This is a genomic window from Actinokineospora baliensis (assembly GCF_016907695.1).
Lineage (GTDB): Bacteria > Actinomycetota > Actinomycetes > Mycobacteriales > Pseudonocardiaceae > Actinokineospora > Actinokineospora baliensis.
On record NZ_JAFBCK010000001.1, the window covers coordinates 4,393,470 to 4,416,083 of the forward strand.

Annotated in this window: 20 protein-coding genes; 18 read left to right on the top strand and 2 right to left on the bottom strand. The window is 72.0% G+C overall.

Translation table 11 applies throughout. The annotated features are described in order from the left end of the window. Window positions 1-149 precede the first annotated feature (149 nt). Entirely contained in the window at window positions 150-698 is a 549-nt protein-coding gene (locus JOD54_RS20195; RefSeq protein ID WP_204452029.1) for a hypothetical protein, read from the bottom strand. A 102-nt stretch (window positions 699-800) separates the two neighbouring features. On the opposite strand from JOD54_RS20195, the gene JOD54_RS20200 reads away from it, so the two are divergent. Together JOD54_RS20200 and JOD54_RS20205 are read left to right on the top strand one after the other, a co-directional pair. Continuing rightward, window positions 801-1,388 (top strand): ArsR/SmtB family transcription factor, encoded by a 588-nt coding sequence (locus tag JOD54_RS20200; RefSeq protein ID WP_204452030.1) that lies wholly within the window; start codon window positions 801-803, stop codon window positions 1,386-1,388. Then, window positions 1,385-2,656: an MFS transporter gene (locus JOD54_RS20205; RefSeq protein WP_204452031.1), complete on the top strand. Its 1,272-nt coding sequence runs from the start codon at window positions 1,385-1,387 to the stop codon at window positions 2,654-2,656. The genes JOD54_RS20200 and JOD54_RS20205 overlap by 4 nt, the downstream gene beginning before the upstream one ends. Here the strand turns inward: JOD54_RS20205 and JOD54_RS20210 are convergent. Further along, complete coding sequence (locus JOD54_RS20210; protein WP_204456398.1) at window positions 2,559-4,091, bottom strand: amidase; 1,533 nt, start codon at window positions 4,089-4,091, stop codon at window positions 2,559-2,561. The two genes, JOD54_RS20205 and JOD54_RS20210, sit on opposite strands and share 98 nt — an antisense overlap. A 174-nt stretch (window positions 4,092-4,265) precedes the next feature. Here JOD54_RS20210 and JOD54_RS20215 point away from each other — a divergent pair, with 174 nt between their 5' ends. From JOD54_RS20215 to JOD54_RS20290, 16 genes are all read left to right on the top strand, one after another. Next, window positions 4,266-4,943 carry a Pvc16 family protein gene (locus JOD54_RS20215; protein WP_307860189.1) on the top strand — a complete coding sequence of 226 codons (678 nt, stop codon included), beginning with the start codon at window positions 4,266-4,268 and terminating at the stop codon, window positions 4,941-4,943. Further along, window positions 4,936-6,939 (top strand): ATP-binding protein, encoded by a 2,004-nt coding sequence (locus JOD54_RS20220; RefSeq protein WP_204452032.1) that lies wholly within the window; start codon window positions 4,936-4,938, stop codon window positions 6,937-6,939. Before JOD54_RS20215 ends, JOD54_RS20220 begins: the two co-directional genes overlap by 8 nt. Window positions 6,940-7,074: 135 nt before the next feature. Continuing rightward, a complete protein-coding gene (locus JOD54_RS20225; RefSeq protein ID WP_204452033.1) occupies window positions 7,075-8,598 on the top strand; it encodes a phage tail sheath family protein in 1,524 nt (507 codons plus the stop codon). Between the two features lie 18 nt (window positions 8,599-8,616). Then, on the top strand, window positions 8,617-9,060 hold the full coding sequence (locus JOD54_RS20230; protein ID WP_204452034.1) for a phage tail protein: 444 nt from the start codon (window positions 8,617-8,619) through the stop codon (window positions 9,058-9,060). Between the two features lie 14 nt (window positions 9,061-9,074). After that, on the top strand, window positions 9,075-9,509 hold the full coding sequence (locus tag JOD54_RS20235) for a hypothetical protein (protein ID WP_239573447.1): 435 nt from the start codon (window positions 9,075-9,077) through the stop codon (window positions 9,507-9,509). Further along, the gene (locus JOD54_RS20240) at window positions 9,506-9,664 is read left to right on the top strand and encodes a DUF6760 family protein (protein ID WP_204452036.1); all 159 of its coding nucleotides are present in this window, start codon (window positions 9,506-9,508) and stop codon (window positions 9,662-9,664) included. Before JOD54_RS20235 ends, JOD54_RS20240 begins: the two co-directional genes overlap by 4 nt. Window positions 9,665-12,262: 2,598 nt before the next feature. Further along, on the top strand, window positions 12,263-12,814 hold the full coding sequence (locus tag JOD54_RS20245; protein WP_204452037.1) for a hypothetical protein: 552 nt from the start codon (window positions 12,263-12,265) through the stop codon (window positions 12,812-12,814). A 15-nt stretch (window positions 12,815-12,829) separates the two neighbouring features. After that, window positions 12,830-13,261 (top strand): phage tail protein, encoded by a 432-nt coding sequence (locus tag JOD54_RS20250; RefSeq protein ID WP_092774524.1) that lies wholly within the window; start codon window positions 12,830-12,832, stop codon window positions 13,259-13,261. Continuing rightward, entirely contained in the window at window positions 13,261-14,025 is a 765-nt protein-coding gene (locus tag JOD54_RS20255; protein ID WP_204452038.1) for a CIS tube protein, read from the top strand. The genes JOD54_RS20250 and JOD54_RS20255 overlap by 1 nt, the downstream gene beginning before the upstream one ends. Continuing rightward, entirely contained in the window at window positions 14,015-15,787 is a 1,773-nt protein-coding gene (locus JOD54_RS20260) for a VgrG-related protein (RefSeq protein WP_204452039.1), read from the top strand. The genes JOD54_RS20255 and JOD54_RS20260 overlap by 11 nt, the downstream gene beginning before the upstream one ends. 17 nt (window positions 15,788-15,804) lie before the next feature. Beyond that, a complete protein-coding gene (locus tag JOD54_RS20265) occupies window positions 15,805-16,086 on the top strand; it encodes a PAAR domain-containing protein (RefSeq protein ID WP_204452040.1) in 282 nt (93 codons plus the stop codon). A gap of 1 nt (window position 16,087) precedes the next feature. After that, the gene (locus JOD54_RS20270; protein ID WP_204452041.1) at window positions 16,088-16,546 is read left to right on the top strand and encodes a GPW/gp25 family protein; all 459 of its coding nucleotides are present in this window, start codon (window positions 16,088-16,090) and stop codon (window positions 16,544-16,546) included. Next, the gene (locus JOD54_RS20275; protein WP_204452042.1) at window positions 16,546-18,483 is read left to right on the top strand and encodes a putative baseplate assembly protein; all 1,938 of its coding nucleotides are present in this window, start codon (window positions 16,546-16,548) and stop codon (window positions 18,481-18,483) included. The genes JOD54_RS20270 and JOD54_RS20275 overlap by 1 nt, the downstream gene beginning before the upstream one ends. Before the next feature lie 3 nt (window positions 18,484-18,486). Further along, window positions 18,487-19,059, top strand: a complete 573-nt coding sequence (locus JOD54_RS20280) for a phage tail protein (RefSeq protein ID WP_204452043.1) — start codon at window positions 18,487-18,489, stop codon at window positions 19,057-19,059. Next, window positions 19,056-20,135 (top strand): NADase-type glycan-binding domain-containing protein, encoded by a 1,080-nt coding sequence (locus JOD54_RS20285; protein WP_204452044.1) that lies wholly within the window; start codon window positions 19,056-19,058, stop codon window positions 20,133-20,135. The genes JOD54_RS20280 and JOD54_RS20285 overlap by 4 nt, the downstream gene beginning before the upstream one ends. Beyond that, window positions 20,132-22,609 (top strand): DUF11 domain-containing protein, encoded by a 2,478-nt coding sequence (locus tag JOD54_RS20290; RefSeq protein ID WP_204452045.1) that lies wholly within the window; start codon window positions 20,132-20,134, stop codon window positions 22,607-22,609. The genes JOD54_RS20285 and JOD54_RS20290 overlap by 4 nt, the downstream gene beginning before the upstream one ends. Window positions 22,610-22,614 lie beyond the last annotated feature (5 nt).

The following is a 22,614-nucleotide window of genomic DNA, read 5'->3' on the forward strand; positions in this document are numbered from 1 at the left end:
TACGCACCGCTTCCGTCGCCGACGCCCAACCGCTCGTGAGCCCGCGATCCGAACCTCACACGAACGCACCAAGGTCCACCCCGCGTCGCGGAGCGGAGAACGGCGCGGCGGTGAACGGGATGCGGCCAACCGCCCAACGGGTTAGGGGGCTAGCGGCCCGCCTTGGCCGCCTTGAGTTGGCGGTGGAGTTCGGGGTGGGGGTCCCGGTCGCCGGGGAAGAGGAGGGCGGTGGAGTCGGGGGTGCGCAGGACCAGGACGGGGTCGCCGACGCGGGGGATGTGGACGGGGCTGAAGGGGCGGGTGAGGGTGGTGGGGCCGCCGGGGTGGGTGACGGTGACGGTGACCTTCACCGTCGAGTCGCCTCCGCCGCCTGCGTCCTCGGTCGCGGTGACTTCTCCGGTGTAGCGGGTTCCGTGGGCGATCAGCGCGGCCACCAGCGGGGTGTAGTGGGCCCGCTCGCGTTTGCCGCTGATCACCAGCCAGGTGCCCAGCAGCGCGGTGAGCAAGAGGTACGCGCCGATGCCGACGAGCAGCCAGTTGGTCCCCGGTGCGCCCGCGAGCACCAGCGCCAGGCCCGCGCCGAACAGGGCGGTCAGCAGTCCGTACTGGACCAGGGCGACCAGCCGTCGGCGCTGTGCCGAGGGCGGGGGTGGCTGGGGGAGGTCGCGGGGGTCGGTGGGGAGTTGGAGCTCGGCCATGGCGGGAGCACATCACGCCCGAGGGTGGGGGCTTGACCCGGGCCGGGCCGTCGTGGATTCTGAAAGAAGAATTTCGAAAGACTTCTTTCAGATCGGAGGATCATGGCCGAGCTGCCACCGCGGCTGCGGGTGCGGGACGTGGAGTTGATGCGGGCGCTGGCGCACCCGTTGCGGACGGCGCTGCTGAGCTACCTGATGGCGGTGGGGCAGCGCACAGCCAGTGAGTGCGCGGCCGCGGTGGACTCTTCCGCGTCGAATTGCAGTTGGCACCTGCGGCAGTTGCAGAAGTGGGGGCTGGTCGAGTCGGTGCCGGGCACCGACGGCCGGGAGCGGCCGTGGCGGGCGACGCAGGTCGGGCTGGAGATCGGCGAGTTCGACACCGACGGGGCCACGCGGGCCGCCCAGGTCGCGGCGTTCGGGGCGACGCTGGGCAACGAGCAACTGCTCACCCAGCGCTACCTGGACACCATGGGCGAGATGGACCCCGAGTGGCGGCGCGCGTCCCAGCTCAACCAGTACTCGCTGCGGGTCACCCCCGATGAGCTGTCCGCCCTGCACGCCGCCATCGATGCCCTGGTCAGGCCCTATGTGTCCACCATCCGCACCGACGCCCCCGAGCAGGCCCGCCCGGTGCAGGCCAGCTGGCGGGCGTTCCTGCGGGTCGAGGCCGACGGGCGGCCCAGTCGATGAGGGATCTGCTGCGCCGGGGCCCGTTCGTCCGATTGTGGGCCGCTGGGTTGTTCGAGGAGGCCGCGGAGTGGATGGCCCAGGTCGCGCTGCCGGTCCACATCTACCAGAGCACCGGGTCGGCAGGGTCGACCGCGCTGGCCATGGTGGCCGGGCTGCTGCCGACGGTCCTGCTCAGCCCGGTCACCGGCGTGCTGGTGGACCGCTGGGACCGGCGCCGGGTGCTGCTCGGGGTCTGCCTGCTGCAGGCGGCCGTGTTGCTCCCGTTGCTGGTGGGACACGGGGCCGTGCTCGTGATCGCCGTGCTCGTGGCCCAGTCCGCCGTCGCGTCGGTGTTCGAGCCAACCAGGTCGGCGATGGTCCCCGCGCTGGTCCCGGTCGGCCGGTTGACGGCCGCGAACGCGTTGATGGGGTTCAACAGCAGCGTGGCTCGCTTGGTGGGCAGCGCCTTGGGCGGCATCGTTCTCGGCGTGTTCGGCCTGCAGTGGGTGATCGTCGGTGCCCTGGTCGCGCTGCTCGCCGCCGCGGCGTTGTTGTTGTCCGCGATGCCCGGCTCCTCGGTGGCCCCGGTTCGGTCTCCCGTGTTGCGTGAATGGCTCGCGGGTGTGGGGGAGTTCCGACGCGGTCCACTTCGGACACTTGGGGTCACCTTGGTGCTGGTTTCGCTCGCCCAGGGGATGTTCCTCGTCCTGTTCGTGGTGTTCGTGACCGGTCCGCTCGGCGCCGGGGAGGCCGAAGTCGGCCTGTTGCGCGGTGTCCAGGCGATCGGCGGGCTCGCCGCGGGCATCGCGCTCGCGACGATGGCGCGCCGTGCCAGCCCGCGCGGTCTCCTCGGCTGGGGCGGTCTGGCGTTCGGGTCGCTGTGCGCGGTCATGTGGAACCTGCCCGCCGTCAGCACCGAGATCTGGCTCTACACCGGACTGTTCGTCGCCCTCGGCGCTCCGGCCGTCGTCGCGACGACCGGATCACTGACCCTCCTGCAGTCCGCCGCCCCCGCCGATCGCGCGGGCCGCGTCCTGACCACCGCCTTCGCCACCATGGCCGCGTTCCAGGCGGCAGGCATGCTCGCGGCGGGTGCCCTGGTCGAGACCTGGGACCTCGGTGTCCTGCTCAACGTGCAGGCCGCGCTGCTCGTGGCCGCGGGCGTGATCCCCTTCCTCGGGCTGCGCGCGACTACGACGGCAGGTAGCGGGGTGCTCGCCGAACCGGGTTCGCCTTCTCGAACGCCGCTGCCAGCGCGAGCGACTTCGCGTCAGCCCAGCGCGCGGTGATGAACGACAGCCCCACCGGCAATTCGCCCACGTAGCCCGCCGGGACGGTGGTCGACGGGTAGCCCGCGACGGCGGCCGGGGTCGACGAGCCCAGGACGTAGGCGTCGCCGTTCTCGTAGTCGGTCAGCCAGGCCGGGCTGTTCGTCGGGGCGACGATGGCGTCCAAGCGGTGGGCGGCGAGTGTCTCGTCGATCGAGCGGCGCGCCAGGGAAGTCGCCTTCGCCCGCTGCTGCCGGTAGGCCGGGTCGTCCGGCCCCGGAGCGGTCGCGGCCTGCTCGAAGAGTTCCTGGCCGAACTTGCTGAGCTCCACCGGGTCGCGGCGGTTGAAGTCGATGAGCCCCTGGATCGTCTGCGGGGCCTGGGGCCGGTGCCGGAGGTAGATCGGGAGGTCGCGGGCGATCTCGGTGATCAGCGCGGGGTACTCGACCTCGCCGATCTCGGCCTGGTACGGCAGATCCACCTCGACCACCGTGGCACCCTGGGCGCGCAACGTGGCCGCGGCCCGCTCGACGATCCGGTCCACGTCCTTGTCGATGCCCGCCAAGCGCCAGAGGCCGATGCGGGTGCCGCGGAGCGCGCCGGGGCGTAGTGCGCAGGTGTAGTCCTTGGGCTGGGTGCTCGGGTAGGCCAAGGTGGCCGCGTCCGTGCGGTCGCGGCCTTGGAGAACGGACAGGACAATCGCCGCGTCTTCGACGTTTCGGGCCATAGGGCCCGCCGTGTCCTGTTCCAAGGAGAGGGGCACGACGCCACTACGGCTGACCAGGCCAAGGCTCGGCTTGTGCCCGACGATCCCGTTGGCGGCCGCCGGGCAGACGATCGAGCCGTCGGTCTCCGTGCCAATGGCCACCTGGGCCAGGCTTGCCGCGATACCCGCACCCGAGCCCGACGACGAACCGCACGGGTTGCGGTCGAGGACGTACGGGTTGTTGGTCTGCCCACCCACACCGGACCAACCGGACGTCGAGTGGGTCGAGCGGAAGTTAGCCCACTCAGACAGGTTGGCCTTGCCGAGCACAATGGCGCCGCCGTCGCGTAGGCGCGACACCAACGTGGCGTCCGCTGACGGAGGAGCGCCCAGCAGTGCACGCGAACCGGCCGTAGTGATGAGTCCACGCGTGTCGATGTTGTCCTTAAGAAGGACCGGAATGCCCTCTAGTGGGCCCCGAGCCTGACCGCGCTTGCGGCGGTGGTCGCTCTCACGCGCCTGGGCCAAGGCAGTGCTGTCGACCTTCAAGACCGCGTTGACCTTCTTGTCCACGGTCCGGATCCGGTCCAGGTAGGCCTGGGTCAAGCGCACCGAGGTGAGAGCGCCGCGGTCCATGAGCCGTTGGAGTTGGGGGATCGTCGCCCGGTCGAGGTCGAACCCGAGGGAGGCCGTCGCGACGGGGCCCGGGATGACCGAGACCAGCACCGCGAGGCTGAGGACCGCCAGCATCTGCTTCACGCGCACCCGCGTGATTCAAACCGGGCCCGCGACCCACGTCAACGACTCCCAATTGCCCGTTGGGGTAGCCGCCCGTTCCCCCACGGACGGCGGTGCACGGCTGTCGGGCCGCCACCGCGGCGCGCGATAGTCGATCGCAGGTCAGCACATGCGCGGGGAGGCACGGTGATTCACGAGGTCGACCTGTGCCTGCGGCGACTGGTCCGCGACGACCCGCTTCTGGGCGGGGAAGTGGACGTCGCCTTCGAGGCACCCACCAAGGACTGGGCATCACGCCGCAACGCACCCACGGTCAACGTCTACCTCTATGACGTCCGCGAGGACATGCGCCGTAGGCAGCGCGGACTGCACAACGAGTACGTCAACGGCGTAGTGACCGCCCGACACCTCCCACCCCGGTACTTCAAACTCTCCTACCTCGTCACGGCGTGGACCCAGCGCCCCGAAGACGAGCACCGCCTCCTCGCCTCGCTGCTCAGCAGGTTCTTGCGCTACGAGGCCATCCCCGCGGACCTCCTCGAAGGCACCCTCGCCGAGCTGGGGCTCCCCCTCCCGATGACGGTGGCCCTCCCGCCACCCGAGGACCGCGCCTTCGCTGACGTGTGGACAGCGCTGGGGGGTGAACTCAAGCCCTCACTCGACATCGTGGTGTCCGCACCCATGGAGACCGGGCGGGTGTTCCCCGCGGGCCCGCCCGCCAGCGAAGGCGTGCGCCTCACCGTCGGCGGTGGCGACGGCAGCGGCGGCGACACGGTCGAGCACAACGTGCCCGGCGACGCCGCTCCCGGGCACGTGCCCGACCGGGTCGCCATGACCAGGGTCCGGAGGGGGAGCAGTGACTGACACCAGCGTCATCCACCTGTTCGACAGGCTGGCCGCGCTCGAACAGCGCATCCGGGACGCCGTGGCGCAGCGCAGAGCGGGTGATCCCAACCCGGACGACCCGTTCCGAGGGCTCTACCTGTCTGAAGAAGCCATCGACGCCCTGTTCGCCGAGCCCCGCTCACCGTTCCCCTTGCCCGGCGATCTCGACCCCTCGGGCCTGTCGGACCGCCTCACCTCACTGGTCCCCCTGAGCCCGCTGGACGCCGAACTGCTGCTCATCGCTGTCGCGCCTGACATCGACAGCCGATTCGAGCAGTTCTACGGCTACCTCAACGACGACGTCACCCGTCGCCGGGCCAGTATCGGGCTTGCCTTGAGGCTGTGTGGAGTTCCAGAGGCCTCAGCGCCGGCTAGAGCGAGGCTTGACGCGGATGCGCCTCTTATCACCTCGGGGCTTCTGGTCGTCGACGATCGCGACCGCCCGCTGCTGTCGCGCTCACTACGCGTCCCTGATCGCGTAGTGGCCCACCTGCTCGGCGACACCAGAATGGACCCCAGCATCTCCGGGTTCGCCTCCGTCGCCACAGAACTGGACACTCTCCCAGGAACCGACCTCCTCGCCAGAGCGTTCCTCGGCGGCGTTAGGTCCGTCTACCTCCGCGAACACCCCGGTTGCGGCGCAAGGGAAACCGCAGCAGCCGCACTAGGTGAAGCAGGCTTCGCCGCGCTGCTGGTCGACACCCATAGACTCCCGAACGACTACCCCGAGGACACCGCACGAGCGTTGCTGCGCGAAGCCCTGCTGCGCGGCGCGGGAATCGTCATGGGCCCCATCGACGCCAATGGCACGCCACTGCCCCTAGGCAGGCTGTCCCACCCTGCTGTCCCCACTGTCCTGCACGGTACGGCGGTCTGGGATCCGGGGTGGAGCCTCACCCCACCCGTCCAACAGGAACTCCGACCGCTACCGGTCGCCACCCGCACCGCGATCTGGCGGGCCTGCCTCGCGGGCAAACTCGCCCCCGACGCCGACCCGGCTGTGACAACAGCCCATTTCGTCCTCGGTCCCGGACAGATCCGCCACGCCGCACACGCGGCCGAACTCGCCGCCGTCCCTTCCGGCGGACTCGTCCGCGCCGAACACCTCCGCGCGGGTGCCCGCGGCCAGAACGCCGCCGGACTGCACCGCCTCGCCCGCCGCGTCGAACCCGCCGTCGACTGGGACGACCTGGTGCTGCCCGTCCCCGTCACGGCCGGGCTGCGCGAACTCGCCGCCCGCGCCCGCCACCGCGACCGGGTCCTCGACGAGTGGCGCATGCGCCCCGGCGGCGGCCGCGGCCGGGGCGTCACCGGCCTCATGGCGGGCGACTCCGGCACCGGCAAGACCATGTCCGCCGAGGTCATCGCGGGTGCGCTCGGCATGGACCTCTACACCGTCAACCTGGCCACCGTGGTCGACAAGTACGTGGGCGAGACCGAGAAGAACCTGGAGCGGATCTTCGCCGAAGCCGCCGGGGTCAACGGCGTGCTGCTGTTCGACGAGGCCGACGCGATCTTCGGCAAGCGCTCCGAGGTCCGCGACGCGCACGACCGCTACGCCAACATCGAGAGCGCGTACCTGTTGCAGCGCATGGAGACCTTCGAGGGCATCGCCCTGCTCTCGACCAACCTGCGGGCCAACCTGGACGAGGCCTTCACCCGCAGGCTCGACGTGGTGGTCGACTTCCCCGTGCCAGACGAGGCACTGCGGCGCAGACTCTGGGACCGCTGCCTGGGCACCGCCGTCCCGCGCGGCGACGACCTCGACCTCGACTTCCTCGCCGACTCCTTCGAACTGGCGGGCGGGCACATCCGCTCCGCCGCGATCACCGCCGCCTACCTCGCCGCCGACTCGGGTGAACCCGTGTCGATGGCGCGGCTGGTCGGCGCCGTCGCCCGCGAGTACCGCAAGCTCGGCAGGCTCTGCCTGGAACGGGAATTCGGTCCCTACCACGACATCGCGCTCATCGTCTGAGCTGGACACCGGTCCACCGGCTGCCTCTTCGGGCAACCGGAGTTACCCCCCGACGCCGCCACAGGGCCCTGGGAGCCGGTGGGCGGCCCGGCCAGTATCGGTTCTGTCAGCGGTCGACTCCCTTGGAGGCAGATCATGCCCAATTACCTCTCCCCGGGTGTGTACGTGGAGGAGGTGGAGTCGGGGTCTCGGCCGATCGAAGGGGTCGGGACCGCGGTCGCCGCCTTCGTCGGGCTCGCCGAGCGCGGGCCCTACGACGAGCCGACACTGGTCACCAACTGGGGGCAGTTCACCCAGGTGTTCGGCGGCTTCCTCGACGGCGGGTACCTCGCCCAAGCCGTCTTCGGCTACTTCCTCAACGGCGGCAGCACGGCCTACGTCGTGCGCGTCGGGTCCGCCAACGGCAACGGGAACGGCAACGGCGCCCCGCCGCCCGCCGAGGCCGTGCTCGGCAACTACCGGGTCACCGCCAAGCAGCTGCCCGCGGGCAAGGCCGACGAGATCACCGTCGAGGTCACCCACCCCACCGAGGACGGCGCGCCGGACGACCGGTTCACCCTGCTGGTCAAGCAGGGCGGCAAGGTCGTCGAGACGCACACCGCGACCACCAAGCGCGGCAAGGAGAACGTCGTCACCGTCGTGCGGGAGAAGTCCGCGCTGATCACCGTCGAGGAGGTCACCGGCGGCGCGCTGGTCAAGCCGGACAAGGCCAGCGTCGTGCTCGCCGAACCCACCGCGGGCCCGCCCGCGGCCATCCGGGCCGAGGACATCGTCGGCGACGTCGCCGACCGCACCGGCTTCGGCGGCCTCGAGGTCGTCGAGGAGGTCACCATGGTGGCCGTGCCCGACCTGATGGGCCTCTACCAGCGCGAGCTGATCGACCTCGAGGGCGTGCAGGCCGTGCAGACCGCGATGATCGCGCACGCCGAGCTCATGGGCGACCGGATGGCCATCCTGGACGCCCCGCCCGGGCTCACCCCCCAGGCGGTCAAGCAGTGGCGCGAGGACGTCAACTACGACACCCGCTACGGCGCCCTCTACTACCCGTGGATCAAGGTCGCCGACCCCGCCGGCGAGGGCACCGTGTTCGTGCCGCCCAGCGGGCACCTGGCCGGTGTGTGGGCCCGCAACGACGGCACCCGCGGCGTGCACAAGGCCCCCGCCAACGAGGTCGTGCGCGGCGTGCTGCAGCTGCAGGGCGCGGTCACCCAGGCCGAGCAGGCGCTGCTCAACCCGATCGGCGTCAACGTGCTGCGCTCGTTCACCGGCCGCGGCATCCGGGTCTGGGGCGCGCGCACCCTCTCCAGCGACACCGACTGGCGCTACCTCAACGTGCGGCGGCTGTTCAACTACCTCGAGGAGTCCATCCTCAACGGCACCCAGTGGGTCGTCTTCGAGCCCAACGACGAGGCGCTGTGGGCCCGCATCCGGCGCACCATCAGCGCGTTCCTGGTCAACGAGTGGCGCAAGGGCGCGTTGTTCGGCAACACCCCGGACGAGGCGTTCTACGTCAAGTGCGACCTGGAGACCAACCCGGCGGAGAGCATCGACGCGGGCCACGTGGTGTGCGAGATCGGGGTCGCGCCGGTCAAACCAGCCGAGTTCGTGGTGTTCCGGCTCGCCCAGCTCTCCGGCGGCACCAGCCTGGTCAACGAGTAACCCGAAGGGTGACAGCAGATGGCACTCCCCGATCTCGACACCTCCGTCGGCCACTCCTTCGGCCTTGAGGTCGACGGCATCCAGATCAAGAGCATCAACGAGGTCAGCGGCCTGAAGATGGAACAGGACGTGATCGAGCTCAAGCAGAACACCGCCGACGGCAAGTACGTCATCAAGAAGCTGCCCGGGCGGCCCAAGGCGGGCGAGGTCACCCTCACCCGCGGCCTCACCGGCGACACCAGCTTCGAGAAGTGGGTCAAGGACGCCCACTTCGGCAAGATGGCCGACGCGCGCAAGGGCGGGGCGATCATCGTCTACGACTACGAGGGCCAGCCGATCAAGCGCTACAAGCTGACCAACGCCTGGCCCAAGACCCTGGAGATCGGCTCGCTCAAGGCGGGCGACACCAGCGTGCTCACCGAGAAGCTCGTGATCACCTACGAGCAGATGGAAGTCGAGTAGCCGTGCGCCGATCGATGACCGGTGTCGGAGTGCAGGACCCGCCGCGGCCCAGCGAGCCGCGGCGGGCGCTGCGCACCGAGTTCGCCTTCGAACTGCCCCGCGGCTACGTCGACGACAACGGCGTGGCCCACCACAGCGGCACCATGCGGCTGGCCACCGCCCGCGACGAGCTCGTCCCGCTGCGCGACGACCGGGTCCGGGAGAACCCCGCGTACCTGACCGTGGTGCTGCTGGCCAGGGTGGTCACCCGCATCGGCGAGGTCACCGACGTGCACGCCGGGGTCATCGAGAACCTGTTCGCCGCCGACCTGGCGTTCCTGCAGGAGCTCTACCGGCGGGTCAACAGCGAGGGCCACACCCGCGCGGGGGTGGCCTGCCCGCAGTGCGGCCACGGCTTCGCCGTCGACCTGGCGGGCGGGGCGGCCGGGGGGCGCCTGGGGGAATCGTGACGTACGCGGCAGACCGGCTGCACGAGGAGGTCGCGTACGTCGCCTACCACTTCCACTGGCCGCTCGAGGACATCCTCGACCTCGAACACCCCGACCGGCTGCGCTACGTGGCCGAGATAGCCCGGATCAACACCAGGATCTCGCAGGGACGGTGAACAGGACCGATGTGGCCGTGGCGACGCAAGCCCGCGCCCGCAGCCACCCCGGACCGGGTGGAGCGGGCCGACTGGCGCGCACTGCCCCCGATCCAGCGGGTGGTGCCCGAGCACCCGGTGGTGAACCCGGTGCAGCGCTTCAGCTCCGGCCTCACCGCCTGGCAGAACCCGTCCTTCCTGCGCCCCCTGGCGCACAGCGTCGGCCCGGCCGAACCGGGCGGGATCGCCGACGTGCTCACCCCGGTCGACCTCCCGCTGGCCACGCGCGGCAAGGACCCGGTGACGGTGTCGAGGTGGGCGCAAGAACCCACCTTCTGGCTGCCCGCCGTCACCGAGCCCGCGGGTGCTGTGGATCCGCCTGCCGCGCCCGCCCAGCTGCCAATCGCCGTCGACGTTGAACCGCCCAGCCCGCAGCCGCCCGCCCCCGTGCAGCGAACGTCCGATGTGGACGCTCCGGAGCCGAGCCCCCCGATCGTCCCCGCGGTCCAACGCCGCCTCGGCCTCGGCGAACCCCTGGACCCGACCCACCAGCCACCCGCGGCCCACCCACTGTCCAGGCCCACCCAAGCGGGCTTGGCCGCACCGATAGTCCAACCCCTGACGGTGCCCCAACAGACCGAGCTGTCCGCGCCTGCTTCCGAGACGGAGCCCTCCACTCAGGCCGAGTTGCCTGCCGTGCGGCCCTTCTCGGCCGGGCAGCCTGCCGTGCCCAGTGCCCAAGATGCGCGCCCTGCTGCGGTGCAGCCTCTTCTCGCTGGGCCACCCCTCGCGCCGTCGCCTGCTGCTCAGTCCGCGCCGACAGTCCATTCCGAGCTCGTCGGGCAGCTGCTCTCGCCCACGGCTTCCGAGCAGCTCGCCCAAGCCGAGTCGGCCGCGCCGACGGTGCAACCACTTCTTGCCGCACAACCCGTTTCGCCCGCGCTCGCGGCCGCGCAGCCTGCCTCGCCCGCAGAACCCGGGCAGCAGGCGCCGATGGCCCAGCCCATTCTGGCGGCGCCGGTGCCCGCTGAAGGGGCCGCACCATCCCCCCAGCCGGGGCTGCCCGTCCAGCCCCTGCTGTCGGCGCAGCCGATCCAGCCCGTGCTGGCCGAGCCGGCAGGGGCACACCCCGCGGCGGCCACTCCGCCCGGGCAGTCGGTCCAGCGTGTGGAGGCGCACGGTTCCGTGCCTGCCTCTGGGGAGCGGCCACCGGCTGTTCTGCCTGAGCGGCCTGTGCTGGCTGAGTTGCCATCTGCGTCTGGGGCGCAGCAGGTGGCTGTCTCTCTGCCTGCGGAGTCGGTCCAGCGTGTGGAGTCGCTCGGTTCGGTGCCCGCTTCCGGGGAGCGGCCAGCGGCCGTGCTGCCTGGGCGGCCTGTGCTGGCTGAGTCGCCATCTGCGTCTGGGGCGCAGGAGGGGGCTGTCTCTCTGCCTGCGGAGTCGGTCCAGCGTGTGGAGTCGCTCGGTTCGGTGCCTGCCTCTGGGGAGCGGCCAGCGGCTGTTCTTCCTGGGCAGCCTGTGCTGGCTGCAGGTTCTGCACGTGCCCCCGAGGCGCGGCAAGCCGCGGCTACTCTGCCCGCGCAGCCGATCCAGCGTGTGTTGGCTGAGTCGGCACCTGCGTCTGGGGTGCAGCAGGGGGCTGCCTCTCTGCCTGCGGAGTCGGTCCAGCCTGTGGAGGCGCTCGGTTCGGTGCCCGCGTCTGGGGCGCAGCCAGCGGCTGTTCTTCCTGGGCAGCCGATCGAGCCGGTGCTGGCCAGGCCCGAGGCGCGGCCGGATGTGGCTGCGCTGCCCTCGCAGCCGATTCAGCGCGTGCTGGCGGAGTCGCCACCTTCGCCTGGGGCGCAGCCAGCGGCTGTTGTGCCTGGGCGGTCGATCGAGCCGGTGCTGGCGGCCGGTTCGGCGCCTGCCCCCGAGACGCGGCTGGATGTGGCTGCGCTGCCTGCGCAGCCGATTCAGCGGGTGCTGGCTGTGGAGTCGTCACCCGCGTCCGGGGCTCAGCAGCCATCGGGTGTCGGTCCTGAGGCCCAGCCAGCCGCGGCTACGCTGTCCGGACAGTCGATTCAGCGTGTGCTGGCTGAGCCGCCCGCACCCGGGGCGCAGCAGGCAACGACTTCCCTTCCTGCGCAGCAGGGTGCTGAGTCGGGGCCTGGCCCTGGGGCGCAGTCAACGGCTGCCGTTCTGCCGGGGCAGCCGATCGAGCCGGTGTTGGCGGGTTCGGCGTCTGTTCCCGACGTGCTTCCTGCCGCGACCACTCTGTCCGCGCAGCCGATTCACCGTGTGCTGGCCGAGTCGCCACCTTCGCCCGGGGCGCAGCAGCCAGCGGCCGCTCCGTCGGCGCAGACGGTTCAGCGTGTTGCTGAGTCGGCGCCTGTCCTGCCTGGGCAAGTGATTGAGCCGGTGCGGGCCGCGGGTTCGCCGCCTGCCCTCGAAGCGCGGCCGGATGCGGCTGCTCTTCCTGCGCAGCCGATTCAGCGTGTGCTGGCTGAGTCGCCATCTGCGTCTGGCGTCCAGGCTGCTGAGTCAGCGCCTGCCCCCGACGCGGCTACTCTGCCCACGCAGCCGATCCAACGTGTGTTGGCTGAGTCTTCATCTGCGTTCGGGGTGCAGCAGACGGCGGCAGTTGTGCCTGTGCCGGGTGCCGGTTCGGCGCCCGCCGCCGCTACCCTCCCCGCGCAGCCGATCCAGCGTGTGTTGGCCGTCGAGTCGGCGTCGGCGCAGTCCACTCCACAGGCAGCCCAACCGGACCTGCCCGTGCCGCTCTCCTTCTCCCGGCCCACCCCGGACCTCCAGGTCGTGCCGCTCTCCCGCGCCGCCGACCCCGCTTCCCCACCCACCGGCGGCCCCACTCTCGGCCTGCCGCCGCCCCGCACCACCACCAGTCCACCCGCTGTCCAGCGGATCCACGACCCGCCCGTTGCCACGCAGGTCCTGCAACGACAAGAAGACCCACCACCGCCGGAGCCCGCCCCGACGCCCGAGGCGGCTCCTCCGCCGGTGACCCAGGCACCCGCCCCCGCGGCGGTTTCGACGGCGGCGCCCGCGTCAGGGGCGCCGCCCGAGGCCGTTGCGGAGGAGTTGGTGCGCAAGTTGTTCGACCCGCTGCTGCGCAAGCTCAAGACAGAGCTGCGGCTCGACCGCGAACGCCGCGGTCGGGTGACCGACCGGTGGCGCTGAGCTGAGGGGGGCGAGATGACCAGCATCGAGGAGGCCGTCGCCGTCTGCTACGTCGTCAAGATCGACGACGAGAGCCTCGGCGCGTTCAGCAGCTGCGACGGGCTGGGCTGCGAGTTCGTGATGGAGCAACGGGAGGAGGGCGGCAACAACGGGTTCGTCTGGCAGCTGCCCACCCGGATCAAGTACGGCAACGTCAAGTTCTCCCGGCCGGTGACCGCCGACAGCGCCAAGGTCACCGCCTGGATCGCGGGCATGGCGGGCGGCATCCGGCGCAAGACCGCCACCATCGAGGCCAGGACGCTGGCCGGCAAGGTGATCGCCCGCTGGTCGCTGGTCGACGTGGTGCCGGTGCGCTGGACCGGTCCGCAGCTCTCGGCCGACTCGCCGAAGGTCGCCACCGAGACCCTCGAGCTGGCCCACCACGGGTTCCTCGGTCGGGGGGCGTGATGAGCTCGCCGATCACCTTCGTCTCCGCCGGGTCGCCCGCCACCGCCAACTACGGCGCGGGCGCCCCGCCGAACCTGCAGCGCGCCAAGCTCGCCGTGCACAAGCCCCCGCAGGGCGGCAGCACCGCCAAGCCGGGCGAGTTCATGTACGACATCCCGTTCCAGTTCAACCCCAAGGAGCTCTCGCTCACCAAGAACGCCAAGTGGAAGCGCGACGAGCAGCGCAACGCCAAGAAGAGCGGTCCGCCGGAGTTCAAGGGCGCCGACCCGTGCAAGCTGGCGCTGGAGATGTTCCTCGACGCCACCGACACGATGGACGACAAGGTGGTCAAGACCGTCGAGAAGGTCTTCTCCTGCTGCGTGGCCACCGAGGAGAGCAGGCAGAGCGGCAAGGGTTCGCCGCCGTGGGTGGTGTTCAAGTGGGGCGGCATGACCGGGTTCCCGGCCTACGTCGCCAGCGTGACCGCCAAGTACACCCTGTTCACCCCCGCCGGGGTGCCGGTGCGCGCGGTGTGCACGGTGAACCTGGAGGAGATCTCCGGCGAGCAGGGCGGCCAGAACCCGACCTCGGGTACCCGCGCGGTCCGCGCCACGCACACCCTGGTCGCGGGCGACACCCTGCAGTCGGTGGCCTTCCGCGCCTACGGCGACCCCGGGTTCTGGCGCGACATCGCCGAGCTCAACGACATCGACGACCCGATGGTGCTGCGCCCGGGCACCCGGCTGCGGGTGCCCGCGCTGGAGGAGATCTCCCGTGGCCAATGAGAGCTTCGCCAACAGCCTGGCCGTGACCGTCGGCGGGCAGCCGCTGCCCGCCGACGTCAAGGCCATGCTCGCGGTCGCCTACGTGGACGACAGCCGGAACCTGCCGGACATGTTCGTGCTGCGCTTCCGCGACCCGGCCGGTGTCGTGCTCTCCAAGGCGGGCATCAAGGTCGGGGTGCCGGTGGAGCTGAAGGTGCAGACCGCCGATCCCGGCGGCCCGCAGGCGCTGATGAGCGGGGAGGTCACCGCCGTCGGCATCGAACTCGACCGCACCGGCACCTTCACCGAGGTCCGCGGCTACGACCACGCGCACCGGCTCTTCCGCGGCAGGCGGGTCGCGGTGTACCCGGACATGACCGTCGCCGACGTGGTCCGCAAGGTGACCAGCCGGGCCGGGCTGCAGGCGGGCACCATCGACGACGTCAAGGGCTACGGCGGCGCGCCCAACACCCAGTTCGGCCAGGACAACATCAGCGACTGGGAGTTCCTGTCCCGCTTGGCCGACGCGGTGGGCGCGCAGATCGCCGTGGTCGACAAGAAGCTCAACTTCCAGCTCCCCGAACAGCCCTCCGGCGCCCCGGACACCTCGGCCAAGGCCGCGACCGACCCGCTGGTCTTGGAGGCGCACCGCAACCTGGTGTCGCTGCGGGCAGGCGTGACCGCCGCCGAGCAGGTGCCCAAGGTCGAGGTCCGCGGCTGGGACGTGAAGGCCAAGAAGGCCATCACCGCCACCGAGACCCCCAAGCACGCAGGCATCGAGGTCTCCGGTGCGGACCCGGTCGCCCTCGCCAACGGCTTCGGCAGCCCACCGCTGGTGGCCACCACGACCAGGGGCACCCAGGGCGCGGCCGCGGCGATGGCCAAGGGGTTGGCCAACGAGTTCGGCAGCGCCTGCGTCGAACTCGACGGTGTGGCCAAGGGAAACCCGAAGCTGCGGGCGGGTGCTCAGGTGGCGCTGGCCAACGTGGGGGAGCCGTTCGCCGGCAAGTACACCCTCACCACCACCCGGCACCTGTTCAGCGACGAGGTCGGCTACACCACCGAGTTCTCCGTCTCCGGCAGGCAGGAGCGCTCCTTCTACGGGCTCGCCTCCGGTGGCCGCGACGGCCGGGGTGTCCACACCGGACTGGTCACCGGGGTGGTCAGCGACGTGCGGGACCCGGACAAGCTGGGCAGGGTCAAGGTGACCTTCCCGTGGCTGGCCGACGACTGCACCAGCGGCTGGGCGCGGATGACCGAGTGGGGCGCTGGCAAGGACCGCGGCGCGATGATGCTGCCCGAGGTCGGCGACGAGGTCGTCGTCGGGTTCGACCACGGCGACTTCGACGCGCCGTTCGTGCTCGGCTCGCTGCACAACGGCAAGGACACCGTGCCGAAGTTCGCCAAACCCGTGGTGGACGAGGGATCCGGCGAGATCGCGGTGCGCGGGTTCGTCTCCCGCAAGGCGCACAAGCTCGAGTTCGTCGAGGCCGACGGCATCACCATCGCCACCGGCGACGGCAAGTTCGTGCTCGCCCTCGACCAGACCAAGCAGGTCATCGAGATCACCAGCGGCAAGGAGATCACCGTCAAGGCCACCAACGGCATCAAGGTCGACGCCGGGCAGGGGCCGCTGGAGCTCAAGGGGCAGACGGTGGCGGTGAAGGCGGTCGGCGGGTTCACCGCCGAGGGCGCCACCGCGGTGGTCAAGGGGCAGGGGCAGGCCGAGCTCAGCGCCAGCGGACCGGTGACGGTCAAGGGCGCCATCGTGAAGATCAACTGAGTCGGAGGGGGAGGGCCATGCCGCCAGCGGCCAGGGTCGGGGACCCGACCGGGCACCCGGGCACCGTCACCGGGCCCGGGGTGCCGACCGTGCTCATCGGCGGCAAACCCGCCGCCACGGTGGGGGACCTGCACGCCTGCTCGTTCCCGCCACCGCCCCCGCACCCGCCGACCCCGATCGTGCCGCCCGGCTGCCCCACGGTGCTCATCGGCGGCAAGCCCGCCGCGCGCCTCGGCGACATGTCCGGCTGCGGCGCCCCGATCATCGCCGGGTGCCTGACCGTCCTCATTGGAGGCTGACGTGGAGTTCATCGGCAGGGGCTGGGCGTTCCCGGTGCGCACCGACGCCACCGGGTCGGTCGCGCTGGTCGGCGGCGACCGGGAGATCGTGGAGAGCATCCGGCTGATCCTGGGCACCTCGCCGGGGGAGCGGCCGATGCGCCCGGAGTTCGGCTGCGCCATCCACGACCTGGTGTTCGCCCCCGCGGACGCGGCCACCGCGGGGCAGTTGGCCTACGAGGTGCGGGTCGCGCTGGAGCGCTGGGAGCCCAGGATCAGCCTCGACGACGTGGTGGTCGGGTTCGACGCCGTTGACGAGGGGACGCTGCTCATCGACATCCGCTACACGCTGCGCGACCGCAACGACCCGCGCAACCTGGTGTTCCCGTTCTACGTCATCCCCAGCCACGACCCGACCCCGCTGCCCGGTGCCCGACCGGCGATCGAGGCGGCCGACGAGCTCGCCGGGGAGGGTCGCTGATGGGTGGCATCCCGATCCCGAACCTGGACGACCGCCGCTTCCAGGACCTCGTCGACGAGGCCAAGCGCCGGGTGCAGCAGCGCTGCCCGGAGTGGTCCGACCACAACGTCTCCGACCCCGGCGTCACCCTGATCGAGACCTTCGCGTTCATGGTCGACCAGCTGATCTACCGGGTGAACCGGATCCCCGAGCGCGCCTACCTGCGCTTCCTCGACCTGATCGGGGTCACCCTGTTCCCGCCTGCCGCGGCCAGGGTGCCCGCCACCTTCCGGCTCTCGGCGCCGCAGGAGAACCCGGTGTTCGTGCAGGCGGGCAGCCAGGTCGTCACCCAGCGCACCGAGGTGTCCGAACCGGTGGTGTTCACCCTGCAGCGCACGCTGGAGATCCGGCCGTGCTCCTGGACCCACCTGGCGACCTCCACCGGGGGCCGACCGCCGGTCGACCGCACCGACGACGTGGTCGACGGCCGCGCCCCCGCCCTGTTCGGCGGCAGACCGGAACCGGACGACACCGTCTACTTCGGACTCTCGGACGCGGTGCCCGGCGGGCTGGTCCTGCTGCGGATGGAGTGCCAGGTCGAGGGTGTCGGCATCGACCCGAGGGACCCGCCGCTGGCCTGGGAGGCGTGGGACGGGCAGCGGTGGGCCACCTGCGAGGTCGCCCATGACACGACCGGCGGGTTCAACACCGCGGGTGATGTCGAGCTGCACCTGCCCGAACAGCACGAGGTGTCGGTCGTCGGGGTGCACCGGGCTGGCTGGATCCGGTGCCGCGCCACAGCTCCCGAACCTGGCCAGGCGTTCTACCAGGCGTCGCCGACGCTGCGGGCGATCACTGCGGCCACCGTTGGCGCCACCGGCACCGCGGTGCACGCCGAGGTCGTGCGCGACGAGGTGGTCGGGGTGTCCGAGGGCGTGCCGGGGCAGCGGTTCGAGTTGCAGCGCCGCCCGGTCGTCGCCGGGGAGCCCCTGGTGCTCGAGGTCGGCGCGGACGACGGCTGGCAGGAGTGGACCGAGGTCGCCTCGTTCGCCGACTCCGGCCCGGAGGACCGGCACTTCACCCTCGACCGGGTCGCGGGCGAGGTCGTCTTCGGCCCGGCGATCCGCCAACCCGACGGCGCTTTCCGCTACTACGGCGCGGTGCCGACCAAAGCGGCCGCCCTCCGGGTGCCCCGCTACCGCACCGGCGGCGGCCGGGGCGGCAACGTCGCCCGCGGCATGCTGGCCGTGCTGCGCGACCCCGTGCCCTTCGTCAGCGGCGTCACCAACCACCGACCGGCCACCGGGGGAGTGGACGGCGAGACCGTCGACGCCGCCGCCATCCGCGGCCCGCTGACCCTGCGCACCCTCGACCGGGCCGTCACCGCCCACGACTACGAGGAGCTCACCCGCGGCGCCTCACCCCAGGTCGCCCGGGTGCGCTGCGCGCAGGACCCCAACAGCCCCAACGGGGTCCGCGTGTTGGTCGTGCCCACGATCGCCACCTCCGGCGAGCTCGCCTTCGTCTCGCTGAAGCTGCCCGACCGGCTGCGCACCGACGTCCAACGGGCCCTGGAGTCCCGCCGCTGCCTCGGCGCCCGCGTGGTCGTCGAACCGCCCTTCTACCAGGGCGTCACCGTGGTCGCGCAGCTGCGCGCCCGCCCCAAGGTCGTGGCCGACGCGCTCGCCGCGCGCGCCACCACCGCACTGCACGACTACCTCAACCCCGTCTCCGGTGGACCGGACGGCACCGGGTGGCCCTTCGGTCGCCCGGTGCAGGAGGGCGAGATGTTCGCCGTCCTGCAGCGGCTGCCGGGCGTGGAGATGGTCGAGAGCGTGCTGCTGTTCGCCGCCGACCCGGTCACCGGCGCCCGCGGCGACACCGTCAAGCGGATCGACATCCCACCCGAGGCCTTGGTGTTCTCCTACGGCCACCAGGTCAGAGTGACGAGGAGCTGAGGCGTGCGCACCGCGTCCGCGGACGTCCCGGTCCGCCACCCGATCGGCGACCGGCTGCCCGCCATCTACGCCGAGAACGAGTTCACCCAGCGCTTCACCGCCGCGCTCGACGAGGTGATCGCGCCGCTGTTCGCCGTCCTGGACTCCTCGGCCGACTACTTCGACCCGGCACTGGCCGCCCCGGACTTCCTGGACTGGCTGTGCTCCTGGGTCGCGCTCGAGGCCGACGAGGGCTGGGCGCCCCGGCAGCGCCGCGACCTGATCGGCGCCGCCGTGGCCATGCACCGCCGCCGCGGCACCGTCGACGGCCTCGCCCGCCAGGTCGAGCTGCTCACCGGCGGCACCGTCGAGGTCACCGACACCGGCGGCTGCGTGGCCAACGCCGAGCACGGCGGCCCGCTGCCCGGAACCGACCCGGGGCAGGTGCTGGTCGTGGTGCGCGTGGCCGACCCGGCCGCGGTCGACCCGGCCGCCGTGCGCGCCTCGGTCGCCGAATCCGTCCCGGTGCACCTGCGGGTCACCGTCGAAGTCGTCGGCGGGGCGCCCGCCGGGAACACCAACGGGAGCGGTACATGATCGTCTGCGCCAACTGCGGGGAGCGCTCGGCGGGCAGCACCCGGTTCTGCCCCGGCTGCGGCAGCTTCCTCGACTGGTCGGGCAGCGCGCCAGAGCAGCAGGCCGCCGCCCAGACCCCGGTGGCCACCGTCGCCGCTCAGAACGCCGCGCCCGCCGCCCCGTCCGGCCCTGCGACAAATCAGCCCACCACCCCGCCGAACCAGCCGCCGCCCGGTCCCACCGGCGAGGCCACCCCGGACCCGATCGGGCCCCGGCAGTCGACCGAGGTATTGGGCGCCCAACAGCCCGCCGAGGCGCGGCCGCTGCGGGCCAAGGCCCAGACCACGGAGCCGAGGCCGTTGGCCGAGGACGACGTCGTGTGCGTCGGCTGTCGCACCCGCAACCCGGTCTCCCGGCGGATCTGCATGGGCTGCGGCCGCCCGCTCGACCAGCCGGAGGAGGTCAAGCCGCCCTGGTGGAAGCGCTGGCGCGGCGACGGCAAGCGCCCCAAGCGGCCCCGCCGCCGGGGCACCCTCGCCGCGGTCGGCCGCTGGCTGCGCCGGGTGTTCGTCGCGTTCCTCGCCGTCCTGGCCGTGCTCTACGCGCTCATCCCCGGCTTCCGGTCGTCGGTGAACCAGGAGGTCGTCGCGGGCCGCAAGTGGGTCGAGCGCCAGTTCGGCACCCAGCTGCGGCCGGTGCGCCCCACCGAGGTCAGCGCGACCGCCGCGATTCCCGGCCACGAGGCCGTGCTCGCCGCCGACAACGCCAAGAACACCTACTGGGCCGCCCCGGCCACCGCCGTCCCGCCGGTGCTGGTGCTCAAGTTCGCCAACCCGGTCGACCTGCGCCGCGCGATCGTGCGGGTGGGCGACCCGGCCGCGTTCCAGGCGACGCACCGCCCCGCCAAGCTGCACCTGGTCTACTCCAACGGCAAGACCTTCGACGTCCCGCTCGCCGACACCCCCGACCCGCAGACCGTCGAGATCAGCGGCAGCGCGGGCTCCAAGGAGGTCGAGGTGCACGTGGTCGAGATCCACCGCTCCCTGCAGGGCCTGGACGTGGCGCTGTCCGAGATCGAACTGTTCGAGCAGCCATGACGCATGCCGGGATCCGCGTCCGCGCCACCGCCCTGGCGGTGGTCGTCACGGTGTTCGCCGCCGCAACGGTGCTCTTCGCCGCCGCAGCGGCGGGCCAGCCGGGCACGACCCAGACCCCGATCACCGACCCGCCGATCACCACGACCGAGGGACCCGAGCCCACCACGACCCAAGCCCCGACGACCCAACCCACGACCCAACCGCCCACGACGACCACGCCGCCGACCAACCCGCCGGGCCCCACGACGGTGACGGTGTCGATCAGCGAGCCCACCGACGGCGCCGTCCGACCGCCGGGGCCGGTCACCGTGCGCGGCACCGCGGCCGTGGGGGACAGCTCGTTGCCCGCCGACACCGCAATGGTCGTCGTGGTGGACGTCTCCGGCAGCACTTCTGACGACTGCAGCGGCAACGTGAACGACAGCGACACCCGGACCGTCCTGCACTGCGAGGTCGAGGCCGCCACAGCGGTCATCCACCAGGCCGCGGTGGAGCGGTCGATCGGTTCCGTGGCCGTCGTCGGGTTCGCCTCGAACGCCGGGGTGGCCGACCTCGGCCCCGGCCCGGGTATCACCCGCCACGTCGTGCCCGGCACCGACGCCAACAACGACGGGTTCCCCGACACCTCCACCGTGCTGCTGTCGCTGCTCTACTCGTCCAGCGGCGGGTTCACCGAGTTCAGCCCGGTCCCGATCGGCACCTCGACCACCGAGTTCCCCGGCGCGATCGCCGCCGCGGGCGAGGTCGCGGGCGAGATGCCCGAGCGCAACAAGCTGGTCCTGTTCCTCTCCGACGGCGCGAACTCCAGTTCGACCAAGGACGCGCTGGACCACATCGGCCCGAACGTCCGGTTCCGCGCCTTCGCCGTCGGCAAGTCCTCCGCGTGCGGCGAGACGACCTCCGAGACGTCACTGGCCTACATCGGCGCCAGGACCGGCGGCGGCTGCGACCACGTCGAGAACCCGGCGAACCTGCCCGACCGGCTGCCCGACCTGGTCAAGTCCTCCCTCGACGCGGTCTTCCTGTCGGTCGACAACGGCCCGGCGCGCCAGATCCAGGTTCCCGGCCTGCCGCACAGCGGCCCGTACTCGACGCCCTACGAGACCACCGTCGACAACCTCGCCCCCGGCCGCCACACCCTGTGCGTCACCGCGCGCGGCAAGGACGTCTACGGTCCCGGCGAGGCCACTCAATGCCGGGTCGTGTTCATCAACAGACCGCCGACGCTCGACGCCGGGGGACCGTACTCGGGCCTGGAAGACACCAACGTCCCGATCCTCGGCCGGTTCACCGACACCGACGGGCTCAGCCAGGCGACCGCCTGGTCCATCAGCCCGGCCCCCGGCAGCGACGACCAGGCGCGGTGCTCGTTCGCCAACCCGGCCGCGTTGGCCACGACCGTCCAATGTGACCGGTACGGCACCTACGTGCTGACCCTCACCGGGTCCGACGGCGTCAACCAGGCCGAACCCGTGAGCACGACGCTGACCCTGCGCAACGCCGGGCCCCAGGTCGACGCGGGCGGTCCGTACACCGGGCAGGAGGACACGGCGGTCGGCATCGTCGGCACCGTGGTCGACCCGGACAGCCCCGACCTGGGCGTGACCTGGTCGGTCGACCCGCCGACCGACACCTCCCCGGAGCCGCCGTGCACGTTCACCGATAGCACCGCACTGTCCACAAAGGTCACCTGCGCGGAACCGGGCACCTACACCCTGGTGCTCACCGTCGACGACGGCGTCAACCCGCCGGTCACCGACCGCGCCGAACTGCGGATCACCGCCGCCCCGGTCCCGAAGGGCGCGCTCTCGGTCGGCCTGGAAGCGCAGCCGTCACCGGGGTACGTCGGCGGGCAGCCGGTGACCGTCACCTACACCGTGCGCAACGGCGGCCCGGTGCCGATGCCCGGGGTCCGGCTCACCGCGGCCGTCCCCACCGGGCTTGCCGCCGGAACGCCCTCGGGCTGCCCGGTGCCCTGCGTGCTGGGGACCCTGGCGCCGGGGCAGGTGGTGCAGGTGCAGGCCGCCTACATCGCCACCACCGCGGTCGACGTCGCGGTCACCGCGACGGTCACCACGACCGGACCCGACACCGACCCCGCCGACAACACCGCCGCGGGCCGGGTCGTGGTCCGCCAACCGGTCCTGCGGGTCGACCCGACCGCCGGGCCGCAGGGCGCGGTGACCACCGCCTCCGGCACCGACTTCCCGCCGGACGCCACCGTGCGGCTGAGCTGGGACATCGGCATCTCCGAGACCCCCGGCACCGTGCGGGTGCGCGCAGACGGCACCTTCACCGCCCAGGTCCTGGTGTTCCACAAGGACACGCTCGGCCCGCGCGTGCTGGCCGCCGACCCGTCGGCGGGTGCGCCGTTCGGCCGGGTCGTCGCGGGCGGCTACGTCGTCATGACCCGCTCCCTCAAACCGGTCGCGTTCGTGCTGCGCGGGGATCCCCGCTCGTTCGTCTCGCGCTGATCCCG